General features: G+C 65.8%; 23 protein-coding genes. 13 read left to right on the top strand and 10 right to left on the bottom strand.

Annotated elements, in window-relative coordinates:
* Nucleotides 1–307: 307 nt before the first annotated feature.
* The 3 genes from ACU4E7_RS09585 to ACU4E7_RS09595 all read right to left on the bottom strand — a co-directional run bounded on the left by ACU4E7_RS09585 (nucleotide 308) and on the right by ACU4E7_RS09595 (nucleotide 2,637).
* Nucleotides 308–985 (bottom strand): LptA/OstA family protein, encoded by a 678-nt coding sequence (locus tag ACU4E7_RS09585; RefSeq protein ID WP_447021374.1) that lies wholly within the window; start codon nucleotides 983–985, stop codon nucleotides 308–310.
* The gene (locus ACU4E7_RS09590) at nucleotides 982–1,812 is read right to left on the bottom strand and encodes a hypothetical protein (protein WP_447021375.1); all 831 of its coding nucleotides are present in this window, start codon (nucleotides 1,810–1,812) and stop codon (nucleotides 982–984) included. Before ACU4E7_RS09590 ends, ACU4E7_RS09585 begins: the two co-directional genes overlap by 4 nt.
* A 204-nt stretch (nucleotides 1,813–2,016) precedes the next feature.
* Nucleotides 2,017–2,637 carry a ribonuclease D gene (locus ACU4E7_RS09595; RefSeq protein WP_238123616.1) on the bottom strand — a complete coding sequence of 207 codons (621 nt, stop codon included), beginning with the start codon at nucleotides 2,635–2,637 and terminating at the stop codon, nucleotides 2,017–2,019.
* A gap of 326 nt (nucleotides 2,638–2,963) precedes the next feature.
* Here ACU4E7_RS09595 and ACU4E7_RS09600 point away from each other — a divergent pair, with 326 nt between their 5' ends.
* Together ACU4E7_RS09600 and ACU4E7_RS09605 are read left to right on the top strand one after the other, a co-directional pair.
* Nucleotides 2,964–3,443 carry a CVNH domain-containing protein gene (locus ACU4E7_RS09600; RefSeq protein ID WP_447021376.1) on the top strand — a complete coding sequence of 160 codons (480 nt, stop codon included), beginning with the start codon at nucleotides 2,964–2,966 and terminating at the stop codon, nucleotides 3,441–3,443.
* Between the two features lie 76 nt (nucleotides 3,444–3,519).
* Nucleotides 3,520–3,981 (top strand): CVNH domain-containing protein, encoded by a 462-nt coding sequence (locus ACU4E7_RS09605; protein WP_447021377.1) that lies wholly within the window; start codon nucleotides 3,520–3,522, stop codon nucleotides 3,979–3,981.
* A 66-nt stretch (nucleotides 3,982–4,047) separates the two neighbouring features.
* On the opposite strand, the gene ilvD is transcribed toward ACU4E7_RS09605, so the two are convergent.
* The 3 genes from ilvD to ACU4E7_RS09620 form a co-directional block, all read right to left on the bottom strand.
* The gene (ilvD, locus tag ACU4E7_RS09610; protein ID WP_447021378.1) at nucleotides 4,048–5,901 is read right to left on the bottom strand and encodes a dihydroxy-acid dehydratase; all 1,854 of its coding nucleotides are present in this window, start codon (nucleotides 5,899–5,901) and stop codon (nucleotides 4,048–4,050) included.
* A gap of 197 nt (nucleotides 5,902–6,098) precedes the next feature.
* Nucleotides 6,099–6,698: a DUF6456 domain-containing protein gene (locus ACU4E7_RS09615; protein ID WP_238123612.1), complete on the bottom strand. Its 600-nt coding sequence runs from the start codon at nucleotides 6,696–6,698 to the stop codon at nucleotides 6,099–6,101.
* Between the two features lie 3 nt (nucleotides 6,699–6,701).
* Nucleotides 6,702–7,079, bottom strand: a complete 378-nt coding sequence (locus ACU4E7_RS09620; RefSeq protein ID WP_238123611.1) for a helix-turn-helix domain-containing protein — start codon at nucleotides 7,077–7,079, stop codon at nucleotides 6,702–6,704.
* Between the two features lie 221 nt (nucleotides 7,080–7,300).
* On the opposite strand from ACU4E7_RS09620, the gene ACU4E7_RS09625 reads away from it, so the two are divergent.
* Nucleotides 7,301–7,561 carry a hypothetical protein gene (locus ACU4E7_RS09625; RefSeq protein ID WP_238123610.1) on the top strand — a complete coding sequence of 87 codons (261 nt, stop codon included), beginning with the start codon at nucleotides 7,301–7,303 and terminating at the stop codon, nucleotides 7,559–7,561.
* Nucleotides 7,562–7,769: 208 nt separating this feature from the next.
* Here the strand turns inward: ACU4E7_RS09625 and cysK are convergent, their stop codons facing one another.
* The 4 genes from cysK to coaBC are packed head-to-tail and all read right to left on the bottom strand — an operon-like array spanning nucleotide 7,770 to nucleotide 10,962.
* Nucleotides 7,770–8,756: a cysteine synthase A gene (gene cysK / locus ACU4E7_RS09630; RefSeq protein ID WP_238123609.1), complete on the bottom strand. Its 987-nt coding sequence runs from the start codon at nucleotides 8,754–8,756 to the stop codon at nucleotides 7,770–7,772.
* A gap of 47 nt (nucleotides 8,757–8,803) precedes the next feature.
* A complete protein-coding gene (locus ACU4E7_RS09635) occupies nucleotides 8,804–9,244 on the bottom strand; it encodes an RrF2 family transcriptional regulator (protein ID WP_238123608.1) in 441 nt (146 codons plus the stop codon).
* Between the two features lie 21 nt (nucleotides 9,245–9,265).
* Nucleotides 9,266–9,736: a dUTP diphosphatase gene (gene dut, locus ACU4E7_RS09640; RefSeq protein ID WP_447021379.1), complete on the bottom strand. Its 471-nt coding sequence runs from the start codon at nucleotides 9,734–9,736 to the stop codon at nucleotides 9,266–9,268.
* Between the two features lie 2 nt (nucleotides 9,737–9,738).
* Nucleotides 9,739–10,962 (bottom strand): bifunctional phosphopantothenoylcysteine decarboxylase/phosphopantothenate--cysteine ligase CoaBC, encoded by a 1,224-nt coding sequence (gene coaBC, locus ACU4E7_RS09645; RefSeq protein WP_447021380.1) that lies wholly within the window; start codon nucleotides 10,960–10,962, stop codon nucleotides 9,739–9,741.
* Nucleotides 10,963–11,213: 251 nt separating this feature from the next.
* Between coaBC and ACU4E7_RS09650 the strand changes: the two genes are divergently transcribed.
* From ACU4E7_RS09650 to nifK, 10 genes are all read left to right on the top strand, one after another.
* A complete protein-coding gene (locus tag ACU4E7_RS09650; RefSeq protein WP_238123605.1) occupies nucleotides 11,214–13,547 on the top strand; it encodes a putative bifunctional diguanylate cyclase/phosphodiesterase in 2,334 nt (777 codons plus the stop codon).
* 400 nt (nucleotides 13,548–13,947) lie between these two features.
* Nucleotides 13,948–15,771 (top strand): nif-specific transcriptional activator NifA, encoded by a 1,824-nt coding sequence (gene nifA / locus ACU4E7_RS09655; protein ID WP_447021381.1) that lies wholly within the window; start codon nucleotides 13,948–13,950, stop codon nucleotides 15,769–15,771.
* Nucleotides 15,772–15,926: 155 nt separating this feature from the next.
* On the top strand, nucleotides 15,927–16,121 hold the full coding sequence (locus ACU4E7_RS09660) for a 4Fe-4S dicluster domain-containing protein (RefSeq protein WP_238123603.1): 195 nt from the start codon (nucleotides 15,927–15,929) through the stop codon (nucleotides 16,119–16,121).
* Between the two features lie 325 nt (nucleotides 16,122–16,446).
* Nucleotides 16,447–17,931, top strand: coding sequence for a Fe-S cluster assembly protein SufB (gene sufB, locus ACU4E7_RS09665; RefSeq protein WP_238123602.1), 1,485 nt, complete (start codon nucleotides 16,447–16,449; stop codon nucleotides 17,929–17,931).
* 37 nt (nucleotides 17,932–17,968) lie between these two features.
* On the top strand, nucleotides 17,969–18,730 hold the full coding sequence (gene sufC / locus ACU4E7_RS09670) for a Fe-S cluster assembly ATPase SufC (protein ID WP_238123601.1): 762 nt from the start codon (nucleotides 17,969–17,971) through the stop codon (nucleotides 18,728–18,730).
* A 5-nt stretch (nucleotides 18,731–18,735) separates the two neighbouring features.
* Nucleotides 18,736–20,067: a Fe-S cluster assembly protein SufD gene (gene sufD / locus ACU4E7_RS09675; protein ID WP_447021614.1), complete on the top strand. Its 1,332-nt coding sequence runs from the start codon at nucleotides 18,736–18,738 to the stop codon at nucleotides 20,065–20,067.
* Between the two features lie 5 nt (nucleotides 20,068–20,072).
* Nucleotides 20,073–21,314, top strand: coding sequence for a cysteine desulfurase (locus ACU4E7_RS09680; RefSeq protein WP_447021382.1), 1,242 nt, complete (start codon nucleotides 20,073–20,075; stop codon nucleotides 21,312–21,314).
* A gap of 662 nt (nucleotides 21,315–21,976) precedes the next feature.
* The gene (gene nifH / locus ACU4E7_RS09685) at nucleotides 21,977–22,858 is read left to right on the top strand and encodes a nitrogenase iron protein (protein WP_447020721.1); all 882 of its coding nucleotides are present in this window, start codon (nucleotides 21,977–21,979) and stop codon (nucleotides 22,856–22,858) included.
* Nucleotides 22,859–22,944: 86 nt separating this feature from the next.
* Nucleotides 22,945–24,450, top strand: coding sequence for a nitrogenase molybdenum-iron protein alpha chain (gene nifD / locus ACU4E7_RS09690; RefSeq protein ID WP_238119128.1), 1,506 nt, complete (start codon nucleotides 22,945–22,947; stop codon nucleotides 24,448–24,450).
* A 110-nt stretch (nucleotides 24,451–24,560) separates the two neighbouring features.
* Entirely contained in the window at nucleotides 24,561–26,120 is a 1,560-nt protein-coding gene (gene nifK / locus ACU4E7_RS09695; RefSeq protein WP_238119131.1) for a nitrogenase molybdenum-iron protein subunit beta, read from the top strand.
* Nucleotides 26,121–26,239: the final 119 nt, after the last annotated feature.

Raw genomic sequence — 26,239 nt, forward strand, 5'->3', positions numbered from 1 at the left:
CTTTCCGGACCGTCGATGATCTCGCAGTGCCGATGATCACCTTGGCCCGACGCGGGGGTCGCGCCCCTGCCGAGCAGGGAAAGGACGTTCAACTCTACCTCCGGCCCACAGCCGTTCAGCGTTAGGTTTAGAACGTCCATGCCGCCGATGCAACGTTACATGCAAAAAATGGGCCGAATGCTTCAGCGCAGCAAAGCCCGTCGCCGGGGCGGCGCATTGCAATGGACCTTGACCCGCAGTGGGGTACGCTCTGGCGGTTGCGGCGCCGCCCGTCGGGAGGGTGCGCCGCGGGGTCGCGAAGCGGGGGTCAGCGGTTGGGTGCGGCCGGCGGGGCCTGGTTCTTCAAGCTGCCGGGCACGATGAGGCTCTCCACGCGCCCGCCCTCGAACCGCGACACACCGGTCACCAGGTTCACGATCAGCTTCTGGCCCCGGATGACGTTGGGGCCCTGGGTGAGCACCACCGGCTTGCCCACCAGGGTCACGGTGTTCGTCTTCATGTCGAACACGCCGTTCTCACCGGTGGCCGTCTGGTCCTTGGTGCGCACCACCACGCCGCCGGTGGCCTCCAGCTTGCGAATCTGCCCCTGCTTCATGGCGCTGCCGGCATCGCCCGCCGCCGCCGGTGCTGCCGGGACGGTGGCCTGCGCGCCGCCCTGCGGGGGTGTCGCTGCGCCAGTGGCGGCGTCCTGCCCGGCTACGGAACCTTCGTAATAGACCAGCAGGTCCTTGGAATTGAGGGTGGTGTCGCCCTGCACCACCACCACGTTGCCGGAGAACACGGCCACCTTGTCCTTGTCGCGCACCTCGAGGGAGTTGGCGTTGATGCGGACCGGCTCGTCGCGGTTGCGCGCGAAGCCCTGCAGCGCGTTGGGCACGTTCTGCCCCTGGGCCGCCGCACCGGTCGGCGCGGTGAGGGTCGCCGTCGTCGCCAGCAGCGTGGCGAGCAGGAGGGCGCCGAGGTTCTGGCGGCTCATCGGGTTCATGGCTGCGATACCGGTCGTGAGGGAGGAGTGGGGGGCGCGCCGTGGCCGGGAGCCGGCGCGGCAGCGGGCCTGTTGGTGGCAGGTTCGGGGATGGACCCGGTGGCCGCGCCCGGATGGCTGTCCTTGTTTCCGCGCGGAGGGGCCGACTTTTGCAGGCTGGACAGGCGGAAATCGAGCTGCACGTTGCCCTCGAACAGCGCCTTCTCGCCGCGATCGCTGACGGTCAGCCTGTCGGCGACAAGCTTGCCGTCGAGATAGGTGAAGGTCACCGGCTCGCGGCTGACGATGGTGCCCGCCTTCACATCCACCTCGGCATTGCGCAGGTGCCCGCCGTAACCGCCCTTCATGGCAAGATCGACGCCATCGTCCAGCCGGATGAACTGGGTCTTGGTGTCGACGCTGCCGGTCTTGGCGGCGATGGTGGTCCAGCCCTTGTCGGCCATCTCCAGTCGGGCGTCGATGTCCGACAGGTCGATGACGTCGGGCCGGGTGAGGTCCTGGGTGGCGGTCTTGGCGGTGACGCTGTAGCCGCGATTGTCATCCGTGAAGCCGGACAGCTTCGGCAACTCCATGGTCAGGCGCGAGCCGGACAGGGTCAGGTGGCCGATGTCGAATGGCAGGTCGAGCTTCACCTGCAGGCGCGCGAGCAGCGATCCCGCACCGAGGATCACGACGGCGGCGACGATGCCCAGGGGCAGAAGGCGGCGAATCCACCGCACGCGCGCGCTGTGGCGCTGCGCCTGCTGGAAGTCCGGCGGGCGGGGCGCGGAGAAGGCGGCAGCCTCGGTGGTCGTGGGGAGCTCTTGTGGCGACACGTGTCGATTCATCTTCCCTTCCGGTGGCAAGGTGAATTCCGGCCTCCGTCATCCGCCCGCGATCGAAGACGTACGCGCGCGGTCATCGCGCACGGTCCGCCGGGGGCCGGATCACGCATCGCCCCACGTGCCGGGCGGCCAAATTGTCCGAAATGGGCACCGCGCGCAAGCCTGCGCGTTAAGGGCTTGGTGCGGCGCACATTTCTCGCGGACGTTTCAGGAGTGGGCGAAAATATCCTGTTCGTCCCAGCCGGCAAGGTCGAGGGCGGCGCGGGCCGGCAGGAAGGCGAAGCAGGCGGCGGCGAGACCGGTGCGGCCTTCCCGCGCCAGCATCTCCTCCAGGCGCGCCTTGAGCGCGTGCAGGTGCAGCACGTCCGAGGCCGCATAGGCCAGCTGGGCGTCGGACAGCTCGCCCGATCCCCAGTCCGAGCTCTGCTGCTGCTTGGAGATGTCCACATTCAGGAGCTCGCGCACCAGATCCTTCAGGCCATGGCGATCGGTATAGGTGCGCACCAGCCGGGAGGCGATCTTGGTGCACCACACCGGCTGCGGCATCACCCGGAAGGTCTGCTGCAGGATGGCGATGTCGAACCGGCCGAAGTGGAACAGCTTGGTCACGTTCGGGTCGGTGAGCAGGCGCACCAGGTTGGGGGCGCTCTGGGCGGTGGCGCCCTGGGGAATCTGCACCAGATCGGCGCTGCCGTCGCCGTTGGAAAGCTGCACCAAGCACAGGCGATCGCGGAACGGGTTGAGACCCATGGTCTCGGTGTCGATGGCGACCACCGGGGCGGCGATGAAATCGTCGGGCAGATCGCCCTGATGCAGGCGGATGTTCATGGCGTGCAGGCTCCGGCAACGGGGTTCGTCAATAGGTTTCGACATGAAGGGTGGGCGCGCGGATGGCGGCAGCGGCGTCCGGTGGCCTTGCTCTTCGTTGCGGCGAGGCGCCGGCGCAGCGCGAGGTTGCGAGACTATGGGCGAGCCGGACCAAATGTCCTGTTTGGCCCGCATTTTCCCGTTGGTCCACCTGCGCAAGCGCGGCGCGCTCGTATAGTTTGCTTCTTAGCGAAGCCCTGGGGTGCTGTCGATGCGGGGAAGGCGGCATCCGTGTCCAGGGCCGCGCGTTGTGCAGACCAGATCCGAATGCTCGGACGGGGGTTTTCATGAAATGGTGGTCGATGTGGGCGAGCGCGCTCGCCGTGTTGATAGGTGTGGCCGTGGCACCGCTGCCGGCGGATGCGCAGCCGCTGCCGCCCGGCAGCTACATGCGCACCTGTCGCGATATTCAGGTGCGCGGGTGGAATCTGGTGGCCCTGTGTGAAACCCGCCAGCGCGGCGTGTTCACCACCAGCCGTCTGGACAATTTCCCCTCCTGCCGTGGCGACATTTCCAACGTGAACGGTCGCTTGTGGTGCGAGCGTCGGGCGGGGCCGCCGCCCGGTCCTCCGCCGGGGCCGCCCCGTGGGCCGCTGCCGCCCGGTTCCTATCTGCAGAGCTGCCGCAATGCCGTCGTCATCGACGGCTGGCTCGGCGCGGCCTGCCGGGACACGCGCGGCAATTGGCGGCCCAATCAGCTCAACCTGAGGACCTGCTCGGCCCGCGGCGATATCGCCAACATCAACGGCCGGCTGGTCTGCCGCTGACCCAAAGTCGAAAAGGGGGTGTGCGCGTACGCCCCCTTTTCCATATCCGATGGGCCGACCGCATGAGGGACCGGGCATGGGAGTGAGGGAGCTGATAGTGGCGGGCGGCGGGCTCGCCCTTGCCGCGCTGATGATCGGGATGCCGGCCCGGGCACAGTCCGTGCCGCCGGGCAGCTATCTCAACAGCTGTCGTGACGTGCGCGTGGTGGCGGGCTGGCTGAAGGCCAGCTGCCAGGACCGCAGCGGCCGCTGGGTGGAAGCCACCACCGCGCCGAGCTGGTGCGCGCCGGGCAATGACATCGCCAATGAGGATGGCCGCCTGACCTGCAAGGCCGGCGCTGCTGACGGCGGCTTCGGTGAGCGCGCGCCGCCGGGGTCCTACATGGCGAGCTGTCGGGACATTCGCATGGTGGCGGGCTGGCTGAAGGCCAGCTGTCAGGATCGCAGGGGCCGCTGGGTGGAGGCGACCACCGCGCCCAGCTGGTGCACGGGCGGCCGTGACATTGCCAATGAGGATGGCAGGCTCACCTGCCGATAGAGGACGCAGGGCAAGCGACCAGGAATAACGGCCGGACCGGCCCCATGGCCGGCCCGGACCGGAGCGTCAGCGCTTGAGGCCGCGCACGTCGCGCACGGCGCCGCGGGCGGCGGAAGTGGTGAGCGCCGCATAGGCCTGAAGGGCCTGCGACACCACGCGCTTGCGGTTCTCCGGCTTGAAGGCCAGATCGCCTTTCGCCTCCATGGCGGCGCGGCGGGTGGCGAGCACCTCGTCGCTCACCGCCACGCGCATGATGCGGTTCGGGATGTCGATCTCGATGATGTCGCCTTCTTCCACGAGGCCGATGGCGCCGCCTTCCGCCGCTTCCGGCGAGACGTGGCCGATGGACAGGCCCGACGAGCCGCCGGAGAAGCGCCCGTCGGTGATCAGGGCGCACGCCTTTCCGAGGCCCTTCGACTTCAGGTAGGAGGTCGGATACAGCATCTCCTGCATGCCGGGGCCGCCGCGCGGACCTTCATAGCGGATCAGCACCACATCGCCGGGCTGGATGCGCCCGGTGGAAAGAATGGCTTCCACCGCCGCGTCCTGGCTCTCGAAGATGCGGGCCGGGCCCTTGAAGGTGAGGATGGAGGCATCGACGCCCGCCGTCTTCACGATGCAGCCATCGAGGGCGATGTTGCCGAACAGCACCGCAAGGCCGCCATCCTTGGAATAGGCGTGGGCGAGATCGCGGATCACGCCTTTTTCCCGGTCGGTGTCCAGGGTGTCCCAGCGGCTGGCCTGGCTGAAGGCCACCTGGGTGGGGACGCCGCCGGGGGCGGCGCGATAGAAGGTGGTGACGCTCTCCGCCGTGGTGCGCTTCACGTCCCAGCGGTCCAGGGCGTCCCTCAGTGTCGGCGCATGGACGGTGACCTGATCACTATGGATGAGGCCGGCCCGGTCGAGCTCGCCGAGAATGGCCATGATGCCACCGGCCCGGTGCACGTCTTCCATATGGATGTCGGCCACGGCGGGGGCCACCTTGCACAGCACGGGCACCTTGCGGGAAAGGCGGTCGATGTCGGCCATGGTGAAGGGCACTTCGCCTTCGTTGGCGGCGGCCAGAAGGTGCAGCACCGTGTTGGTGGAGCCGCCCATGGAGATGTCCAGCGTCATGGCGTTCTCGAACGCCTGGAAGGTGGCGATGGCGCGCGGCAGCACGCGCGCATCGTCCTGCTCGTAATAGCGGCGGGCGAGATCGACGATGAGGTGCCCGGCCTCCACGAACAGCCGCTTGCGGTCCGCATGGGTGGCGAGGATGGAGCCGTTGCCGGGCAGCGACAGGCCCAGCGCCTCGGTGAGGCAGTTCATGGAATTGGCCGTGAACATGCCGGAGCACGAGCCGCAGGTGGGGCAGGCGGAGCGCTCCATCACCTGCACGTCGGCATCGGTGACCTTGTCGTCGGCCGCCGCGATCATGGCGTCGATGAGGTCCACCTTCTTCGGCCCGGTGGAGAGCAGCACCTTGCCGGCCTCCATGGGGCCGCCGGAAACGAACACCGCGGGAATGTTGAGGCGCAGCGCCGCCATCAGCATGCCGGGGGTGATCTTGTCGCAATTGGAGATGCACACCATGGCGTCAGCGCAATGGGCGTTCACCATATACTCGACGCTGTCGGCGATGATCTCCCGGGATGGCAGCGAATAGAGCATGCCGTCATGGCCCATGGCGATGCCGTCATCCACCGCGATGGTGTTGAATTCCTTGGCGACGCCGCCCGCCTTCTCGATCTCGCGTGCCACCAGCTGGCCGAGATCCTTCAGGTGCACGTGTCCCGGCACGAACTGGGTGAAGGAATTCACCACCGCGATGATGGGCTTGCCGAAATCTCCGTCCTTCATGCCTGTGGCGCGCCACAGGCCGCGGGCGCCGGCCATGTTGCGGCCGTGGGTGGAGGTGCGGGAGCGGTATTGGGGCATGTTCCTCTTCGCCTTCTCATGCGCGGGTGCGGGGCCGACACCTTCGTGCGCACCGACCCCGGGCAACGCAACATTATGACCGCTGTCTTAGTGCGAATTCGGGCGAAAGGAAGCCTTTTCCGCCATGCGCGGCCGGCGCCGGCCGCGCGGGAGGCCTGCGCCGCGGGCATGCGGACGAGGCGCCGATACCAAGAGGGTCAGGCGGGAGGGTCGTCGTCGGCGCTCCAGGCGCGGATGGTGCCACGGGCCCGGCCCCGGGCGGTGGTGGCGAGGCCGTAGTGGGCGGCGAGGCGCTGAAGGGCCAGTCCCAGCACCACCTTGGCGGTGCGTGGCGGCCAGCGGCGTTCCCCCTCCACCGCCTCCAGCCCCTTGAGGAAACAGCAGACGTCCAGCAGCACACCAGACAGCTCGGGCCCCACGGCCGCCAGCGCGTGGCGCAGCCGCTGGCGCGCCGCCAGGACCATGTCGGTGAAGGCCTCGGGGCTCCGGCCGCTGGTGATGAGCGCCGACCAGTTGCTGGTGACGCGGGGCGTGAGCTGGGCGCGGGTGAAGTCGGCGCGCAGGCGCTCGCCGGCGGCGAGCTGGGCCTCGTCCACCAGCGGCCGCCCGTCCTTGCCGTTGCGCCGGGCCAGCCAGGTGAGCGGGCTTTCCGCCAGATTCAGAGACGGTGCTGGCGGCGCGGCGCTGGCGGATGCCGGCGATCCTTTGCGGCGTCGGGGCCGGGTGGTCCGCGACGCGGGGGTGCCCTCGCAGGAGGCGGTGGCGCCGGGGTGTGGGGCGTTCTGACCGGCAGGCATGCCTCAATCCTCCACGGCCCAGCGGGCGCAGGCTTCCAGCAGGCTGACCCGACGGTCGAAGCTGGTGCCATCGCGCAGGTCCTCGATGCGGCGGCAGGCATGGGCGACGGTGGTGCGGTCGCGCTGGAACACGCGGGCGACATCGGCTTGGGACAGGCCGAGGCCCACATGGGCGACATACATGGCCAGCTGACGGGCGGCCGCCACCGGTGCCGAGGAACGCTTCAGATTGAGCAAGGCGTCCGTCGCGATGCCGCTGCTGGCCGCCACCAGGGCGATGGCGATCCGGGCGCCATCGGCGGTTCGGCCCTGCGCACGGGCACCGGTGGTGCGGCCGGGGGCGGGTTGGAGGTGCGCAGATACAACTTCAAACTCAGGCATGGCAACCTCGAATAGTAGGTATCTTTTCCTACACCCATCATGCGGCGCTGCAAGGGCACGGGGATGCTCCGGCTGCGCATCGCCTAAGTGAGATGAATAAAAAATATTATTTTGTAATGATATGCGTGATTTTTCGCCCGCCGATGGTGCTCCATCGATCTAGGAACTTATCCCCCTTGTTCCGGCCTTGGGCACAGTGTTTGCCTCTCGGAGGATGGAGCATGAGGGCGAGCGAGGCGAAAATTCACCGGACGCGCATTCGCGCCTTTCGAGCGGAAGACGGCAAGGCCCAGGTCGAGCGCGGCACGGCGGCGCTGCGGGTTCTTTATCCGGCGCCGCTGGATCTGCTGCGGGCGCTTCGCCAGGCGCGGCGGGCGCGCCTGCAGGGCAGCATCCACTACGACGTGGCCCGGCACGCGGCCTTGATGCGGCTGGCGCGGGACGCGGGGACGGTCAGTGCGGACGGGGAGCCAGGGAACTGAGGTCGAGGCGCCGGCTTCGGCGCGGACCTCATGTGCGGCGGTCAGGCGTGGACATCAGAGGTCGGTGGTCCGTCGGGCCAGTCCTCTCGGCCATATCCATCGTGCGACCTCGCCCCAGCCCCTGTCTACCTCGGCTGAGACATGCAAAAGGGACGGCGTGCGGTGCGCGCCGTCCCTGAGGATGATCGGGCCACTGTTGCGGCGGGACTCAGAGCCCCTCGAACAGGGCCGTGGACAGATAGCGCTCGGCGAAGGAGGGGACGATGGCAACGATGGTCTTGCCGGCCATATCGTCCCGCACCGCGATCTCGAGGGCGGCAGCGATGGCGGCGCCGGAGGAAATGCCACCGGGGATGCCCTCATAGCGGGCGAGCGCGCGCGCGGTGTCGAAGGCCGTCTGGTTGCCCACCGTCACCACTTCGTCGATGACGGCACGGTCCAGCACCTCGGGCACGAAGCCGGCGCCGATGCCTTGGATCTTGTGGGGGCCGGGGGCGCCGCCCGACAGCACCGGGGAATCCTCGGGCTCCACCGCCACCATGCGGATGGCGGGCTTGTAGGCCTTGAGCACCTGGCCGATGCCGGTGATGGTGCCACCGGTGCCGACGCCGGACACCACCGCGTCCACCTTGCCGTCGGTGTCGTTCCAGATCTCCTCCGCGGTGGTGCGGCGGTGGGCCTCCGGATTGGCCTTGTTCTTGAACTGCTGCGGCATGACCGCCTTCGGCAGTTCCTGGATGAGCTGCTCGGCCTTGGCCACGGCGCCCTTCATGCCGAGGTTGGCGGGGGTCAGCACCAGCTCGGCGCCCAGCAGTGCCAGCATCTTGCGGCGCTCGATGGACATGCTCTCCGGCATCACCAGAATCAGGCGGTAGCCGCGCGCCGCCGCCACGAAGGCAAGGGCGATGCCGGTGTTGCCGGAGGTGGGCTCCACCAGCACGGTGTCGGCGTCGAGCACGCCGGCCTGCTCCATGGCATCCACCATGGCCACGCCGATGCGGTCCTTGACGCTGTTGATGGGATTGAAGAACTCGAGCTTGGCGAGAATCTCCGCCTTGGCCCCGCGCAGCTGCGGCAGCCGCTTGAGGCGCACCAGCGGGGTGTTGCCGATGGTGTCGGTGATGGAATCGTAGACGAAGCCACGGCCCGGGCGGGGCAGTTTGGCGGGAATGACCTTGGCTGCGGAATCGGCCATGGTGAGCTCCTTGAATTCAGACGATGTCGGACCCGCGCCGCGGGTCGTCAAATGGCAAAATCAATGCGTTCCGGGGCGAAGCCATGGCCGCTGCCATCGGCTGCCTGGCACAGGTCTTCCAGCGAGACCGCGTCGAGGGCGGTGTCGAAGGTCGCCTCCGCCGCCGCCACAGCCGGTTGCACGACGTCGCTGACCAGCGGAGGCAGAACGATGTCCTTCTCTTCCTCCGCCCCTTCCACCACGCGGACAATCTCAGCCACCGAGATGCGGCGCCGCTCGCGGGCGAGCTCATAGCCCCCACGGGGGCCGCGCACGCCCTTCAGCACGCCGGCATGCACCAGCGCCTGCAGCACCGGTTCCAGCCGCCGGGGCGGCAGGCCGTGGCGCGCCGCAAGGGCCTTGGCGGCAACCGGGGTGCCGCGCGCATGGACGGCGACATCCACCACGGCGGCGATGGCGAGAAGGCTCTTGTCGGATAAACGCGGCATTTGACTGTAACTAATCCAACCTCACATGCCGGATAGTCCCGTTGAACCAAAACCACCGGCGCCGCGTGCAGTTTCTCCCAAATCCCCGGATTCTTCCAGCATTATTTGCGGCGCGGGGCTCACCACCAGTTGTGCGATGCGCATGCCGCGGGTGAAGGTCACCGGAGCCGGGCCGTGGTTGATGAGGATCACCTTCACCTCGCCGCGATAGTCGCTGTCCACCGTCCCGGGCGCGTTCAGCACGGTGATGCCGTGTTTCAGCGCCAGCCCCGAGCGCGGTCGCACCTGGCCCTCGAAGCCGGGCGGCAGCGCCAGGGCGAGCCCGGTGGGCACGGCCACGAAGGCGCCCGGGGCCAGGGTCAGCGGCGCGTCGGCGGGCACGGCGCAGCACAGGTCGAGCCCGGCGGCGCCGGGGCTCGCATAGGCGGGCAGCGGCAGGTCGTCGGCGCCGTCCAGGCGTTGCACGCGCACGCGCGGTGTAGGGGAAGTCATATCTATTCTCCTTCGAGCGCGGTGGCGATGCGCGCCACCAGGCGATGGGCCACCTCGACCTTTGAGGCCGAAGGCCAGTCCTCGACCCCTGTGGCGGTGACCAGATGAATGGTGTTGCTGTCGCCGCCCATGATGCCGGTCTCTGGGGAAACGTCATTGGCGACGATCCAGTCGCAGCCTTTCCGGGCGCGCTTGGCCTGGGCGTTCTCCAGCACCGTCTGGGTCTCGGCGGCGAAGCCCACCACCAGCCGGGGGCGGGCCGTGGGGTGGCGGGAGATGGTGGCGAGGATGTCCGGATTCTCCACCAACGTCAGGGTGGGCGCGCCGGCCGGGCCCTTCTTGATCTTCTGGCTGGCGGCGTCGGCCACCCGCCAGTCGGCCACGGCTGCGGCGAATATCGCGACATCCGCCGGCAGGCTGTTCTCCACGGCCGCCAGCATGTCGCGGGCGCTCTCCACATGAATGACCTCAACCCCGGCCGGATCCGGCGCCTCGGCCGGTCCGCTCACCAGAACCACCTCGGCGCCGGCTGCGGCTGCGGCCGCAGCGATGGCGTGCCCCTGCTTGCCGGATGAGCGGTTGGCGATGTAGCGCACCGGGTCGATGGGCTCGTGGGTGGGGCCGGAGGTGACCAGCACCCGGCGCCCCGCCAGGACGGTGGGCATCGGCGCGGCGCGCGTGGCGTCGAGCCGGGCGATGACGGCATCGAGAATCTCCTGCGGCTCGGCCATGCGCCCTTCGCCGAACTCGCCGCGCTCGGCCATGGCGCCGGCGTTGGGGCCCACCACGGCGATGCCGTCGGCCTGCAACTGCGCCAGATTGCGCCGGGTGGCCGGATGGGCCCACATGCGCGGATTCATGGCCGGGGCGATGAGCACCGGCTTGTCGGTGGCCAGCAGAGCGGTGCTGGCGAGGTCATCCGCATGCCCCTGGGCCATCTTCGCCATCAGGTCGGCGGTGGCCGGGGCCACCACCACCAGGTCGGCTTCACGGGACAGGCGGATGTGGCCGATGTCGTGCTCAGCGGTGAGATCGAACAGGTCGCAGAACACCCGCTCGCCCGAGAGCGCGCCCACGGCCAGCGGCGTGACGAACTGCTGGGCGGCGGCGGTGAGGATCACCCGAACGGTGGCGCCGCGCTCCTTGAGCCGGCGGATCAGGTCGAGACACTTATAGGCGGCGATGCCACCGCCGATGATGAGGAGAATGCGCTGCGCGCCGAGCATCGGCCGGCTCCGGAGTGTGGGCCACGGGACAGGCCGCCGGTCGCCCGGTGGCTCAAAGCGCATATAGCCTGCGCGTCGCGCCGAGGCGAGCGGCAGGCCGCATCATCTCTTTGCGGGATGCGTCTGGAGCGGGGATGCGCACAACCTGGGGGCGGAAAAAATGCCGGGCTTGCCGCTGGCGCGCTGGCAACATCTTTATGTGACGATTACACTTTTGCTGTTCAGTCGAGGTTCTTGGGGGGACGAGAGCGATGGCGCAGTCGGAGACTGCTGATGACCTGCGCCTGACCGCACTTGGGGGGGAGTTTGCCGATCCCGAGCGGGAGGCGGCGTTTCGCGCCGATCGCCTGAATGAGCTGAAGCGACATGTGCGGATCATGTTCGCCCTGTCGGCGGTGCTGAATGCCCTTTTTCTCCTGAGCGACTGGCGGTTCGAGGGCACCGCGCATTTCGTGGTGGCCCTCTCGGCGCGCTTCGCCGTGATTTTCATCGCCTTGATCTGCCTGGTGGCGGTGGATGCTGTCCGCACCGCCCGGCAGCTCGATGCGGTCTCGGTGCTCTGGCAATGGGTGACCGGCGCGGGCGTGGCGGTGCTGGTGGCGACCCGCAGCGAGCTCGCCTTGTTCGTGGTGGTGCTGCTGCCGACGATCCTCTATCTCACCGTGCCGGCCGCCTTCTGGCTGTCCGTCGGCAGCGGCGTGGGCGTGAGCGTGATGCTGCTGATCGGCTATATCGATTTCGCCGAGCCCTGGCGGGTCTCCATCGGGCTTACGGTGGCCGTTGCGACGCTGAATGCCGCCCTGATCATCGTGCTGTCGCGGGCCAATCGGCGCGATCGTCTGCAGTGGGCGGCGGTGGCGGCCCAGCGCCGCACCAACGAGCGGCTGCGCGAGAGCGAAAACCTCCTGGAGAAGACCTTCCATGCCGTGCCGCTGCCGCTGGTGGTGACCACGCGCGACGGCGGGGAGGTGCTGAAGTTCAACGAGGCGGCGCGCCGCTATTACGGCACGTCCGCCGATCTGGTCCCCTCGGTGCGCATCCTCGACCTTTACGTGCAGCCCGGCGATCGCAGCCAACTGATGGCGCGGCTGGATGAGGACGGCTACGTGACCGATTTCGAGACCAGCATCCGCCTGTCCGACGGCAGCGCGCGGAAAGTGTTGCTGGCCGCCGCGCGGATCGAGATGGAGGGGGCCCCGGGCCTGGTTTCGGCGGTGATCGACGTCACCGAGCGCAATGCCATCGAGCTGCAGGTGCGCCATGCCGCCACCCATGATGCGCTGACGGGCCTTCCCAACCGGCCGGCCTTCCACGCGCGGCTGGAGGCGGCGCTCGCCACCCGGCCGGCGGGGCAGGGGGTGTGCCTGATGCTGATCGACCTCGATAGCCTGAAGGACGTGAACGATTCCCTCGGTCACGATGCCGGCGATGTGGTGTTGTCGGAAACCGCCCTGCGCCTGCGCGCCCTGGTGGGTGAGCGCGGTGTGGTGGCACGGCTGGGCGGCGATGAATTCGTCGTGCTGCTGGTGGCGCCAGATGCGCTGGATGTCGGCCGGCGGCTGGCGCAGCGTATCGTTTCCGACCTGCGGCGGCCGGTGCCCCACCAGGGGCGCCAGCTCTCCACCAAGGCCAGCGTCGGGGTGGCGTCGTGTCCCGAGCATGATTGCAGCTACAGCGAATTGATGAAGGACGCGGACCTCGCCCTTTATGCCGCCAAGCAGCAGGGGCGGAACCGGGTCATGATCTATGCGCCGGCCATGCGCCAGGTGGTGTCCGAGCGGCTCACGCTCCTGCGGGAGATGATGGGGGCGCTGGCCGATGACCAGATCGTGCCCTATTACCAGCCCAAGGTATCGCTGACGACCGGTCGCCTGGCGGGCTTCGAGGCCCTGGTGCGCTGGCGCCGCTCGGCCCACACGGTGCTGGCCCCTGCCGCGTTTGAGATGGCGCTGATGGACCGGGAGCTGTCGGTTCTGATCGGTGAGCGCATGGTGCGCAAGGTCACCAGCGACGTGCGGGGCTGGATCGAGGCGGGCTACGACTGCGGTCGCATCGCCATCAATCTGTCACCGGCGGAGTTCACCTACCGGGACCTCGCCAGCCGGCTTCTGCGGCAGTTTCATGCCGCCGGCGTGGAGGCGGACCGGTTTGATGTGGAGATCACCGAGACCGTCTTTCTCGGTCGCAATTCCGACCACCTCGCGCCCACGCTCGACGAACTCTACCGCGCCGGGGTGCGGGTGGCGCTCGACGATTTCGGTACCGGCTATGCTGGCCTGATCCACCTCAAGCAACTGCCCATCGACACCATCAAGATCGACCGCGGCTTCGTAAAAGACATCGAGCAGGACGCCTTTGATACGGCGATCGTGTGCGCGGTGATCGAGCTCGGGCGCAATCTCGGCATGCGGGTGGTGGCCGAAGGGGTCGAAACCGCGGGGCAGGCCCGCTTCCTGCGCGACCGCGGCTGCGAATATGCGCAGGGCTTCCTGTTCCGGCGGCCCATGCCTTCCGCTGAGGTTCCGGAGTTTCTGCGGGGGGAGGGGGCGGCCGCCGCGGCCGCGCGCCTGGCCCTGTTCATCTGAGGTCCGTGGCTTCAGGCCGTGACGACTTCTTTGTTTGTATACGAATACTGAAACGGTCGGGATCAGAGAAGTTGAACCGTGGTTTCCAGCAGAAATCGCGAGCGGTTCGCAACATGTGCGCGACATGAAATGTCGGATCCGTCCCCTCTGGCTTTCGAATTCTTCCGAGTCTCGGTCGCGCAGCCCGGCCGAACCCGTCAGAACGGTGATGCGACGAAAAAGATAAGGAAATATCTCGGATCGAATTCTCGCATGACGCCAGACTGTTATATGTCTACGCATATTTATTGGGCAGTTTTGCCTTCAGGTTGTGCACGACATAAGAACCAAACTAAATCAAAATGTCGCTAAACAGACAAAATGGGTGAGGGGGAACGGTCGGGGTGACGGAGAAAGCACCATGCCCTTTGAAGATGTGGTTTCGGTGGAGCGGGATGCCGCGCAGGCGCATGTGCCGCTCGTCTCGTTGAGCGATGTGGCCCTTACCGGGATCTATGAGATCTCGAAGATCCTGACGGCTCCGACCCGCCTGGAAACCACTCTGTCGAGCGTCGTCAATCTTCTCTCCTCTTTCATGCAGATGCGACACGGCGTCATTTCGCTGCTGGAGGACGATGGCATTCCCGACATTACGGTCGGCGCCGGGTGGAACGAGGGAACGGACGAGCGCTATCGCGCGCGGCTGCCGGAGAAGGCCATCGGCCAGGTGATCGCCACCGCAGTGCCGCTGATCGCCGAGAACGTCTCCTCGCATCCCGCGTTCAGCCCGGCGGACGTCACCGCCCTTGGTGCGACGGACGACACGCGGGTGTCGTTCATCGGCGTTCCCATCCGTGTGGCCTCCCGGGTCATCGGCACGCTCACCATCGATCGGGTGTGGGACGGGCGCTCGGTGTTCCGGCTTGATTCCGATGTGCGCTTCCTCACCATGGTGGCCAACCTGATCGGCCAGACCGTGCAGCTTCATCGTGTGGTGTCGCGCGATCGCGAGCGGCTGATGGCGGAGAGTGGCCGCCTTCAGAAGGAATTGTCCGAGCTCAAGCCCATGCGCGAGCGCAAGAAGGTCTATGTGGACGGCATCGTCGGCGACAGCCCCGAGATTCGCGCGCTGCTGGACAAGATCACCATCGTCGCCAAGTCCCATTCCCCGGTTCTGCTGCGTGGGGAATCCGGCACCGGCAAGGAGCTGATCGCCAAAGCCATCCATGAATTGTCCGGCCGCGCCAAGGGGCCGTTCATCAAGCTCAATTGCGCGGCTCTGCCGGAATCCGTTCTGGAATCGGAACTGTTCGGCCATGAGAAGGGCGCCTTCACGGGTGCCGTGGGCGCGCGCAAGGGCCGGTTCGAGCTCGCCGACAAGGGCACCTTGTTCCTCGACGAGATCGGCGAGATCTCCCCCGCCTTCCAGGCCAAGCTGCTGCGGGTGCTGCAGGAGCAGGAGTTCGAGCGGGTCGGCGGCACGCACACCATTAAGGTGAACGTGCGGGTGGTGGCCGCGACCAATCGGAATTTGGAAGAGGCCGTGGCGCGCAATGAGTTCCGTGCCGATCTCTACTATCGGATCTCGGTGATCCCGGTGCTGGTGCCCTCCCTGCGCGACCGCCGCGGCGACATCCCGCTGCTCGCCAATGAGTTCCTGGACCGCTTCAACCGCGACAACGGGCGCGACCTGCTGTTCGGCCGCGACGCCATTGACGTGCTGATGCACTGCGGCTTCCCCGGCAACGTGCGCGAGCTGGAAAACTGCGTGCAGCGCACCGCCACCCTGGCCCAGGGCAGCGCCATCCACAGCGACGACTTCGCCTGTCGTCACAACGAATGCCTGTCGGCACTGCTGTGGCGCAATCCCACCGATATCGCCACGCGGCGGCCGGTGGACATTCCTCTGCCGGTGGTGGCCGCTGCGCATGGCGCGGGGGCCGCGGCGTCCGAGCCGGCCAATTCCAATACCGCCCCGCACGGCGCCTTCGGCGTGCCGCCGGCGTCGGTCACGGTTCCTGTCCCGGCGCTGCCGGGCGCTCTGGCCGGGCCCGCCCCGGCGTCCTCGCCGCTGGTACGCACCGCGTCCCCCGAGTTCGACGACATGTCGGAGCGGGAGCGGCTGGTGGATGCCATGGAGAGGGCCGGCTGGGTGCAGGCGAAGGCCGCGCGCCTGCTGGGCCTCACGCCCCGCCAGATCGGCTACGCGCTGAAGAAGCACGACATCGAGATCAAGCGCTTCTGACGGGCTGTCGCACTTGCGACAGCATGTCGGGGCCGCGACAGCGACAAGTCCCGACAGTCTGAAAAATAATAATTCCAGATCAATATGTTATGATCTGGCACGCGGCTTGAAAGGAGATCTTGCCTGCCATCATCTGCACAATGCGGAGCTAGCCCATGGCCTACAAGATCATTACCTCTCAATGCACCGTGTGTGGCGCGTGCGAGTTTGAATGCCCGAACGCCGCCATCCGCATGAAGAACGACACCTATATCATCGACCCCAAGAAGTGCACCGAATGCGAGGGCAGCTTCGACTCCCCGCAGTGCGCCGCGGTGTGTCCGGTGGAGAATACCTGCGTGCCAGCCTGACGTTCTGCCGGACGGGATCTGCGCGAAGGGGTGTTCGGCCCGGTGGCCCTCGCTCATCCCCTTGCGGCAGAGTGGCCGGCGCGGTGCTTCGCATCCGTCGGCGGCTCTCCCTTTCCGGTCAAGCGCTCATCCCCTGAGGCCGGTGGCCTGGGGGCTGAGCGGGGTGCTCGGCCCAAGGTGGGCGCGGGGAACTTTCAGGATCGTGGCTGCTTCCGTTGGAGGCGGCTGTTTCGAGCGGACGGCGCCACTGACGGGCGCGTCCGGATGCCAAGACGGTGCGCCAGGCTGGGTGCGCGTGAGACTGAAAAGTTGAACGGAGGACAAAATGGCGGCCGTACAGGACACAGTCGAACAGGTTCGTTCCATCGACGTCGACCAGTATAAATACGGCTTTGAAACCAATATCGAATCGGAAAAGGCCCCCAAGGGTTTGTCCGAGGAGGTCATCCGATTCATTTCGGCGCGCAAGGATGAGCCTGAATGGATGCTAGAGTGGCGGTTGGATGCCTACCGCCGTTGGCTGAATATGGCGGAGCCGACCTGGGCGCGCGTTGATTTTCCTCAAATCGACTTTCAGGATCTCTATTATTACGCGGCACCGAAAAAGTTTAAGGCGCCGAAATCCCTCGACGAGGTCGACCCCGAGATTCTGAAGACCTACGAGAAGCTCGGTATCCCCCTGCGGGAGCAGGAGGTCCTCGCCGGCGTCGAGATTCCCGAGGGTGAGCGGCCGAAGATCGCGGTGGACGCGGTGTTCGACAGTGTCTCGGTGGCCACCACCTTCAAGGAGGAGCTGAAGGCCGCCGGCGTGATCTTCATGCCCATCTCGGAGGCGCTTCGCGAACACCCTGACCTGGTCCGTCAGTATCTCGGCACGGTGGTGCCCACCACCGACAATTATTATGCCACTCTGAACTCCGCTGTGTTCTCCGATGGCTCCTTCGTCTACATCCCGCCGGGGGTGCGCTGCCCGATGGAGCTGTCGACCTATTTCCGCATCAATGAGAAGAACACCGGCCAGTTCGAACGCACGTTGATCATCGCCGACAAGGGCGCTTACGTGTCCTATCTTGAAGGCTGCACGGCGCCCATGCGCGACGAAAACCAGCTGCACGCCGCCGTGGTGGAACTGGTGGTCCTGGACGATGCAGAGATCAAGTATTCTACTGTCCAGAACTGGTATCCGGGCGATGCCGAGGGGCGTGGCGGCATCTATAATTTCGTGACCAAGCGCGGGGATTGCCGCGGCAGGAATTCCAAGATTTCCTGGACCCAGGTGGAAACCGGATCGGCCATCACCTGGAAATATCCGAGCTGCGTGCTACGCGGGGAAGGCTCGTCGGGCGAGTTCTATTCCATCGCCATCTCCAATGGCCGCCAGCAGGTGGATTCGGGCACCAAGATGATCCATCTGGGCAAGAACACCACCAGCCGTATCATCTCCAAGGGCATTTCCGCCGGGCGATCCAACAACACCTATCGCGGACTGGTCTCGGCCCACCGCAAGGCCACCGGCGCCCGCAACTTCACCAATTGCGACTCGCTGCTCATCGGCGAAACCTGCGGCGCGCACACGGTGCCCTATATCGAGGCGAAGAACCCCTCCGCCCAGTTCGAGCACGAGGCGACCACCTCCAAGATCTCCGAGGACATGCTGTTCTATTGCATGCAGCGCGGTCTGTCGCAGGAAGACGCGGTGGCGCTGGTCGTGAACGGCTTCGTGCGCGATGTGTTGCAGCAGCTGCCCATGGAATTCGCCGTCGAGGCTCAGAAGCTCATCTCCATCAGTCTTGAAGGCAGCGTCGGCTGAACCCGTCGTCGACATCTTGAACCAGAGGATCCGTGTCATGGCCCCCTTGCTGGAAATCCGCGATCTTCATGCCGAGATCACCGGCGGACGGAAGATCATCAATGGCATGAATCTCACCATCAATCCGGGTGAGGTGCATGCCATCATGGGGCCCAACGGCGCCGGCAAGTCGACCCTGTCCTATGTGCTGTCCGGTAAGCCAGGCTATGAGGTGACCTCCGGCGAGGTGCTGTTCCGCGGCGTGGATCTTCTTTCCCTGTCGCCGGACGAGCGGGCCGCGCAGGGCATGTTCCTGTGCTTTCAGTATCCGCTGGAGATCCCGGGCGTGTCGAACATGGCATTCCTGCACACGGCGGCGAACAGCCAGCGCAAGCAGCGCGGCGAGCCGGAGCTGACGTCGCCCGAGCTGGTGCGCAAGGTGCGGGAGCTGGGCAAACAGCTCGGCATCGATACCGACATGCTGAAGCGTCCGGTGAATGTCGGCTTTTCCGGTGGCGAGAAGAAGCGCAACGAAACCCTGCAGATGATGCTGCTGGAACCGTTCCTCAGCATCCTGGACGAGGCGGACTCCGGGCTCGACATCGACGCCTTGAAGGTGGTCTCCAACGGCGTGAACGCCATGCGCTCGCCGGACCGTTCGTTCCTGGTGATCACCCACTATCAGCGCCTGCTCGATTATATCGTGCCCGATGTGGTCCACGTGTTCGCTGCGGGGCGGATCGTTCATACCGGTGGCAAGGAGCTGGCGCTGGAGCTGGAAGCCACCGGCTACGCACAGTATCAGAACGAAGCGGCGTGACGACCATGGCAGCCGAAATCCGCCTCATGAAGACCGCCGCGGAGTTGGCCCTGGCCGACGCTTTCGCAACCCTCAAGTCCCGCCTTCCGGGCGATGCGGCGGTTGCCGCGCGTCGGGTCGATGCCTTCGAGGCCTTCGCGGCCACGGGGCTGCCCCATCGCCGCGTGGAAAGCTGGAAATATACGGATCTGCGCACGCTGCTGCGGGACGCGCCGCCTCTGGCGCCGCTGCCGACCCCTGAGCAGGTCGCTGGGGCGGCTGCGGCCTGTCCCATGCTGGCGGGCATGGATCTGCGGCGGCTCTATGTGGTGAACGGCGCGTTCGCGCCGGATATCTCTGATCTGGCGGGGCTTGAGAGCGGCCTCACGATTACCTCGCTGGCCAGCGCGCTGGCCGTCGGGGATCCTCTGGTGGCGACGCATCTGGGCCAGACGGTGCCGAGCACCGATGCCGCATTGGCGCTCAACACCGCTTTCATGGGTGATGGCCTCGTCATCTCGGTGGCGCCCGGCGCTCTGGTCACTCGCCCCCTGCACCTGGTGTTCGTCGCCACCGAGCCGGCGGCGGTGGCCATGTTCACGCGCTCCCTGGTGGTGCTGGGTGAGGGCGCGCGCCTGAGCCTGGTGGAAAGCCACGAGGGGCCGTCTGGCGTCGCCTACCAGATCAACACCACCCTGGAAGCTGTGGTGGGAGACGGCGCGCAGCTGGATCGGCTGAAGCTGACCCTTGAGGGCGGTGAGGCGCTGCACATCGCCACGCTCTTGGCACAGGTTGGGGCGTCCGCGACCTTCGCGAACACCAATTTCACCATCGGCGGGGCGACGGTGCGCAACCAGATGCTGGTGCAACTGGATGGCGCGGGCACCGAAGCCCGCATCGGCGGCGTCAGTCTGCTGGCGGGCAAGCAGCACAGCGACACGCTGCTGGCCATGGAGCACATCGCGCCCCATTGCCAGAGCCGCGAGCAGTTCCGGGCTGTGGTGGATGGCGCGGCGCAGGATATCTTCCAGGGCCGGATTTCGGTGCGCCCTGGCGCGCAGAAGACCGACGCACGCATGATGAGCCGCGCGCTGCTCCTCTCCGACACGGCGGAATCCGACAACAAGCCGGAATTGGAGATCTTCGCTGACGACGTGCAATGCGGCCATGGCTGCACCACCGGATCGCTCGATCAGCAGGTGAAGTTCTATCTCATGGCGCGCGGCATTCCCGAGAAAGAGGCGGAGGCGCTCCTGATCCAGGCTTTCGTTGGCGAGGTGATTGATGGTATCGCTCATGAAGGGGTCCGCGCGGCTCTGAGCGACGCGACCCGAACCTGGCTCATCGAGCGGAAGTGAGATTCATGCATCCCGCTGTGACCAACGGCGGCTATGACGTCATGCGAGTGCGCGAGGATTTCCCAATCCTCGGCATCGAGGTGAACGGCAAGCCCCTCGTCTATCTCGACAACGGTGCTTCGGCCCAGAAGCCGCTGGCGGTTCTGGATCGCATGCGTCACGTGTGCACCCACGAATATGCCAATGTGCACCGTGGCCTGCATTACCTCGCGAACGCCTCCACTGAGGCTTACGAGGGGGGGCGCGAACGGGTGGCTCGCTTCCTCAATGCCCGGCGCAATGAGGAAATCGTCTTCACCCGCAATGCCACTGAGGCGGTGAACCTGGTGGCGGCCACCTTCGGGCGCACCCATATCGGCGAGGGCGATGAGATCGTCCTGTCGATCATGGAGCACCATGCCAATATCGTGCCCTGGCATTTCCTGCGCGAGAGCAAGGGCGCGGTGCTCAAATGGGCGCCGGTGGACGAGGACGGCAACTTTCTCCTGGACGAGTTCGAGGCGCTGCTGACGGAGCGCACCAAGCTCGTCGCCATCACCCAGATGTCGAACGTGCTCGGCACCACGGTCCCGGTGAAGGAGGTGACGCGCATCGCCCACGCTCGCGGCATCCCCGTTCTGGTGGATGGCTCACAGGGGGCGGTGCATCTGGACGTGGATGTGCAGGATATCGACTGCGACTTCTATGTCATCACCGGCCACAAGCTCTACGGGCCCACGGGGATCGGTGCGCTCTACGGCAAATACGACATTCTCGAGGGTATGCCGCCGTTCAACGGTGGCGGCGAGATGATCCGCGAGGTGCGCCTTGATACAGTGACCTATGGCGATCCGCCTCATCGTTTCGAGGCCGGGACGCCCGCCATCGTCGAGGCGGCAGGGCTCGGGGCCGCGCTGGATTACATCAACTCCATCGGCAAGGAGCGGATCCGCGCCCACGAGCAGGATCTTCTGGCTTACGCCATGGAGCGCCTGCGGGAGATGAATTCCATCCGCGTCATTGGCACCGCCAAGGAAAAGGGCGCCATCATCTCGTTTGAGATGAAGGGGGCGCACGCCCATGACGTGGCAACGTTGATCGACATGGATGGCATCGCCGTGCGGGCCGGGACACATTGCGCCATGCCGCTGCTTGACCGCTTCGGCGTCACCGCCACTTGCCGGGCGTCGTTCGGTCTCTACAACACCCGTCAGGAAGTCGATGCGCTCATCGATGCCCTGAAGAAGGCCGAACGCATGTTCGGTTGAGGTTTTGGCGGCCGGCTCTGATGCCGGCCGCACGCCGTTCTGACGGCGCACCTGCGGAGCCCCTCGTCGCAGCCCGCCGGTGCCTCCTGCGGGTCTCAGCCTACTCCGGTCTCTGCCATTTCTTGCCTTCCAGGAGCGCCGCGCGCCCTTGCCTTAGCGGGCTCTGGCCGCGTTGTCCTGCCTCTCACGACCTTCCGGCTTGGTCCGAAGCGGCGATCGCCGCTGATCGTCGGCCCATTGCGCGGCATGGCGATCACCCCACCATGTGGCATGCCAAGGGCGGTTCGCGCCGCCGCTCCCTGTCTCCGCAGGAGAGGGGAGGGGCCAGTGGTGGAAGGTGTTTCGTTTCCAACAGAGGCCCGACCCGTGTCGTGCGGCTTTCGCGGATGTCGGGTTCTCAACACAGGCGCCTTGCGCCGGGCTTGGCGTCTATCCCTCTACATTTGAATAGTTTTTGACTGCGATCCGAGCTGGCACGGTCGTTGCTATCTCTTATGGCGGGCAACGGGTTGCAGACGTTGCGGCGCCACTTCGGTGGCCTCGCACGGTCTCCGAAGCGCCACTGGCACAGGCACGTCCGGGCAACGGGGACGCGCCGCCCGACCGGCACAACCGCCTCAGGCGTTTTGCCGACACCGGCTGAAGTTCATCAGGAGAGCAAGATGTCTTCTCTGCGACAGATCGCGTTTTACGGCAAGGGTGGTATCGGCAAGTCCACCACCTCCCAGAACACCCTGGCTGCGCTCGCGCAGATGGGTCACAAGATCCTCATCGTGGGTTGCGACCCGAAGGCGGACTCCACCCGCCTGATCCTGCACGCCAAGGCCCAGGACACCATCCTGTCGCTGGCGGCCAACGCCGGCTCGGTGGAAGACCTCGAGCTCGAAGACGTGATGAAGATCGGCTTCGAGGACATCAAGTGCGTTGAGTCCGGCGGTCCGGAGCCGGGCGTGGGCTGCGCCGGCCGCGGCGTGATCACCTCCATCAACTTCCTGGAGGAGAACGGCGCCTACGAGGACATCGACTACGTGTCCTACGACGTGCTGGGCGACGTGGTGTGCGGCGGCTTCGCCATGCCCATCCGCGAGAACAAGGCCCAGGAAATCTACATCGTCATGTCCGGCGAGATGATGGCCATGTATGCGGCCAACAACATCTCCAAGGGCATTCTGAAGTATGCGAACTCCGGCGGCGTGCGCCTGGGCGGGCTGGTGTGCAACGAGCGCCAGACCGACAAGGAGCTGGAGCTGGCGGAATCGCTGGCGAAGAAGCTCGGCACCGAGCTGATCTACTTCGTGCCGCGCGACAACATCGTGCAGCACGCCGAGCTGCGCCGCATGACCGTGGTGGAGTATGCGCCCGACAGCGCCCAGGCCCAGCACTACCGGAACCTGGCGACCAAGGTGCATGCGAACAAGGGCAACGGCATCATCCCGACCCCGATCACCATGGACGAGCTGGAAGACCTGCTCATGGAGCACGGCATCATGAAGGCCGTGGACGAGAGCCAGGTCGGCAAGACCGCCGCCGAGCTCACCGCCTGATCGGCTGACACCGACGCGGCCGCCGGTCCCGTATCACCGGGGCCGGCATGCCAGAACGGCAACCCCAAGAAGAGCGAGATTTCAAGATGAGCTTGGCCGAAAAGCAGAGCGTTGCTGAAATCAAGGCCCGCAATAAGGAACTCATCGCGGAAGTTCTCAAGGTTTATCCGGAGAAGACCGCGAAGCGCCGTGCGAAGCACCTCAACGTGCACGAATCCGGCAAGTCCGATTGCGGCGTGAAGTCCAACATCAAGTCCATCCCCGGCGTCATGACCATCCGTGGATGCGCCTATGCCGGTTCCAAGGGCGTGGTGTGGGGTCCCATCAAGGACATGATCCACATCTCGCATGGCCCGGTTGGCTGCGGCCAGTATTCCTGGGCTGCCCGCCGCAACTACTATATCGGCACGACGGGTATCGATACCTTCGTGACGATGCAGTTCACCTCGGACTTCCAGGAAAAGGACATCGTCTTCGGCGGCGACAAGAAGCTCGCGAAGATCATGGACGAGATCCAGGAGCTGTTCCCGCTGAACAACGGCATCACCGTTCAGTCCGAGTGCCCCATCGGCCTCATCGGCGACGACATCGAGGCGGTGTCCAAGTCGAAGTCCAAGGAGTACGATGGCAAGACCATCGTGCCGGTGCGCTGCGAGGGCTTCCGTGGCGTGTCCCAGTCTCTGGGTCACCACATCGCCAACGACGCGATCCGCGACTGGGTGTTCGACAAGATGGATCCGGCGAAGCCGGCACCGTTTGAGGCGACTCCCTATGACGTGGCCATCATCGGCGACTACAACATCGGTGGTGACGCTTGGTCGTCCCGGATCCTCCTCGAGGAGATGGGCCTGCGCGTGATCGCTCAGTGGTCTGGCGACGGTTCTCTGGCCGAGCTCGAGAATACCCCGAAGGCCAAGCTGAACGTGCTTCACTGCTACCGCTCGATGAACTACATCTCGCGGCACATGGAAGAGAAGTTTGGTATTCCGTGGTGCGAATACAACTTCTTCGGCCCCTCCAAGATCGCCGAGTCGCTGCGCAAGATCGCCGGCTATTTCGACGACAAGATCAAGGAAGGTGCCGAGCGCGTCATCGCCAAGTACCAGCCCCTGATGGACGCGGTGATCGCCAAGTATCGTCCGCGCCTGGAAGGCAAGACCGTGATGCTGTACGTGGGCGGCCTGCGTCCCCGTCACGTCATTGGCGCCTACGAGGACCTGGGCATGGAAGTGGTCGGCACCGGCTACGAATTCGCCCATAACGACGACTATCAGCGCACCGCCCAGCACTACGTCAAGGATGGCACGATCATCTATGACGACGTGACCGGCTATGAGTTCGAGAAGTTCGTCGAAAAGATCCAGCCGGATCTGGTCGGCTCGGGCATCAAGGAAAAGTACGTCTTCCAGAAGATGGGCGTGCCATTCCGTCAGATGCACTCCTGGGACTATTCCGGTCCCTATCATGGCTATGACGGTTTCGCGATCTTCGCGCGTGACATGGACATGGCCATCAACTCCCCGGTGTGGAAGATGACCAACACCCCGTGGAAGAAGTCTCCCTCCAAGCCGACCCTGCTCGCTGCCGAGTGATCTCGCGCAACTAGCGTTTCGTCTGCACACGCTGATCCCAGCCCCTCCCGCGTGCGGGAGGGGCAACGGGAAAGGTTTGTCGAGTTCAAGGCCCACCATAGGGGTTCGCAATGCCACAAAATGCAGATAACGTGCTCGATCACTTCGAGCTTTTCCGTGGTCCCGAATACCAGCAGATGCTGGCCAACAAGAAGCGGATGTTCGAGAACCCCCGCGATCCGGCCGAAGTGGAACGGATCCGCGAGTGGGCCAAGACGCCCGAATACCAGGAAAAGAATTTCGCCCGTGAAGCCCTGACCGTGAACCCGGCCAAGGCGTGCCAGCCGCTCGGCGCGGTGTTCGTGGCGGTCGGCTTCGAGAGCACGATCCCGTTCGTGCATGGCTCGCAGGGCTGCGTGGCGTACTATCGCTCGCACTTCTCGCGCCACTTCAAGGAGCCCACCTCCTGCGTGTCCTCGTCCATGACGGAAGATGCGGCGGTGTTCGGCGGCCTCAACAACATGATTGACGGCCTCGCCAACACCTACAACATGTACAAGCCCAAGATGATCGCTGTCTCCACCACCTGCATGGCGGAAGTCATCGGCGACGATCTCAACGCCTTCATCAAGACGGCGAAGGAGAAGGGCTCCGTTCCGGCGGAATACGACGTGCCGTTCGCTCACACCCCGGCCTTCGTCGGCAGCCACATCACCGGCTACGACAACGCCATGAAGGGCGTGCTCGAGCACTTCTGGGACGGCAAGGCCGGCACCACCGACAAGCTGGTGCGCGAGCCCAATGAGAAGATCAACTTCCTCGGTGGCTTCGATGGCTACACCGTCGGCAACCTGCGTGAGATCAAGCGGATCTTCAATCTGATGGGTGTCGAGTACACCATCCTCGGCGACAATTCCGACGTGTGGGATACCCCCACCGACGGCGAGTTCCGCATGTATGATGGCGGCACCACGCTGGAAGAGGCGGCCGCCGCCGTCCACGCCAAGGCCACCATCTCCATGCAGGAATACTGCACCGAGAAGACCTTGCCGTTCATCAAGGGCCACGGTCATGAGGTGGTTGCGTTCAACCACCCTGTGGGCGTCGCCGCCACCGACAAGTTCCTGATGGAAGTCTCCCGCATCACCGGCAAGGAGATCCCCGAGGAACTGGCCAAGGAGCGTGGCCGCCTGGTGGATGCCATCGCCGACTCCTCGGCCCACATCCACGGCAAGAAGTTCGCCATTTATGGTGATCCGGACCTCTGCTATGGCCTCGCCGCCTTCCTGTTGGAGCTGGGCGCCGAGCCGACCACGGTGCTCGCCACCAACGGCGGTCCGAAGTGGGCGCAGAAGATGCAGGCGCTGTTCGATAGCTCGCCGTTCGGCCAGAACTGCAAGGTCTATCCGAACCGTGACCTGTGGCACATGCGCTCGCTGCTGTTCACCGAGCCGGTGGACTTCCTGATCGGCAACACCTACGGCAAGTATCTGGAGCGCGACACGGGCACCCCGCTGATCCGCATCGGCTTCCCGATCTTCGACCGTCACCACCACCACCGTCGGCCGGTGTGGGGCTATCAGGGCGGCATGAACGTCCTGATCACGATCCTGGACAAGATCTTCGACACGATCGACGCCAACACTATCGTGCCGGCCAAGACCGACTACTCGTTCGACATCATCCGTTGATGTCTTTCTCCCGGGCGGCGCTGCCGCCCGGGAGTTGTCTTTGGCTACGAGCCGGTTCCGGGGCCCCGCCCGATCCGACCCGACCGGGAGAGTTCCGCAAATTCCTTGTGATCTGACAC

The organism is Xanthobacter sp. ZOL 2024 (assembly GCF_052932325.1).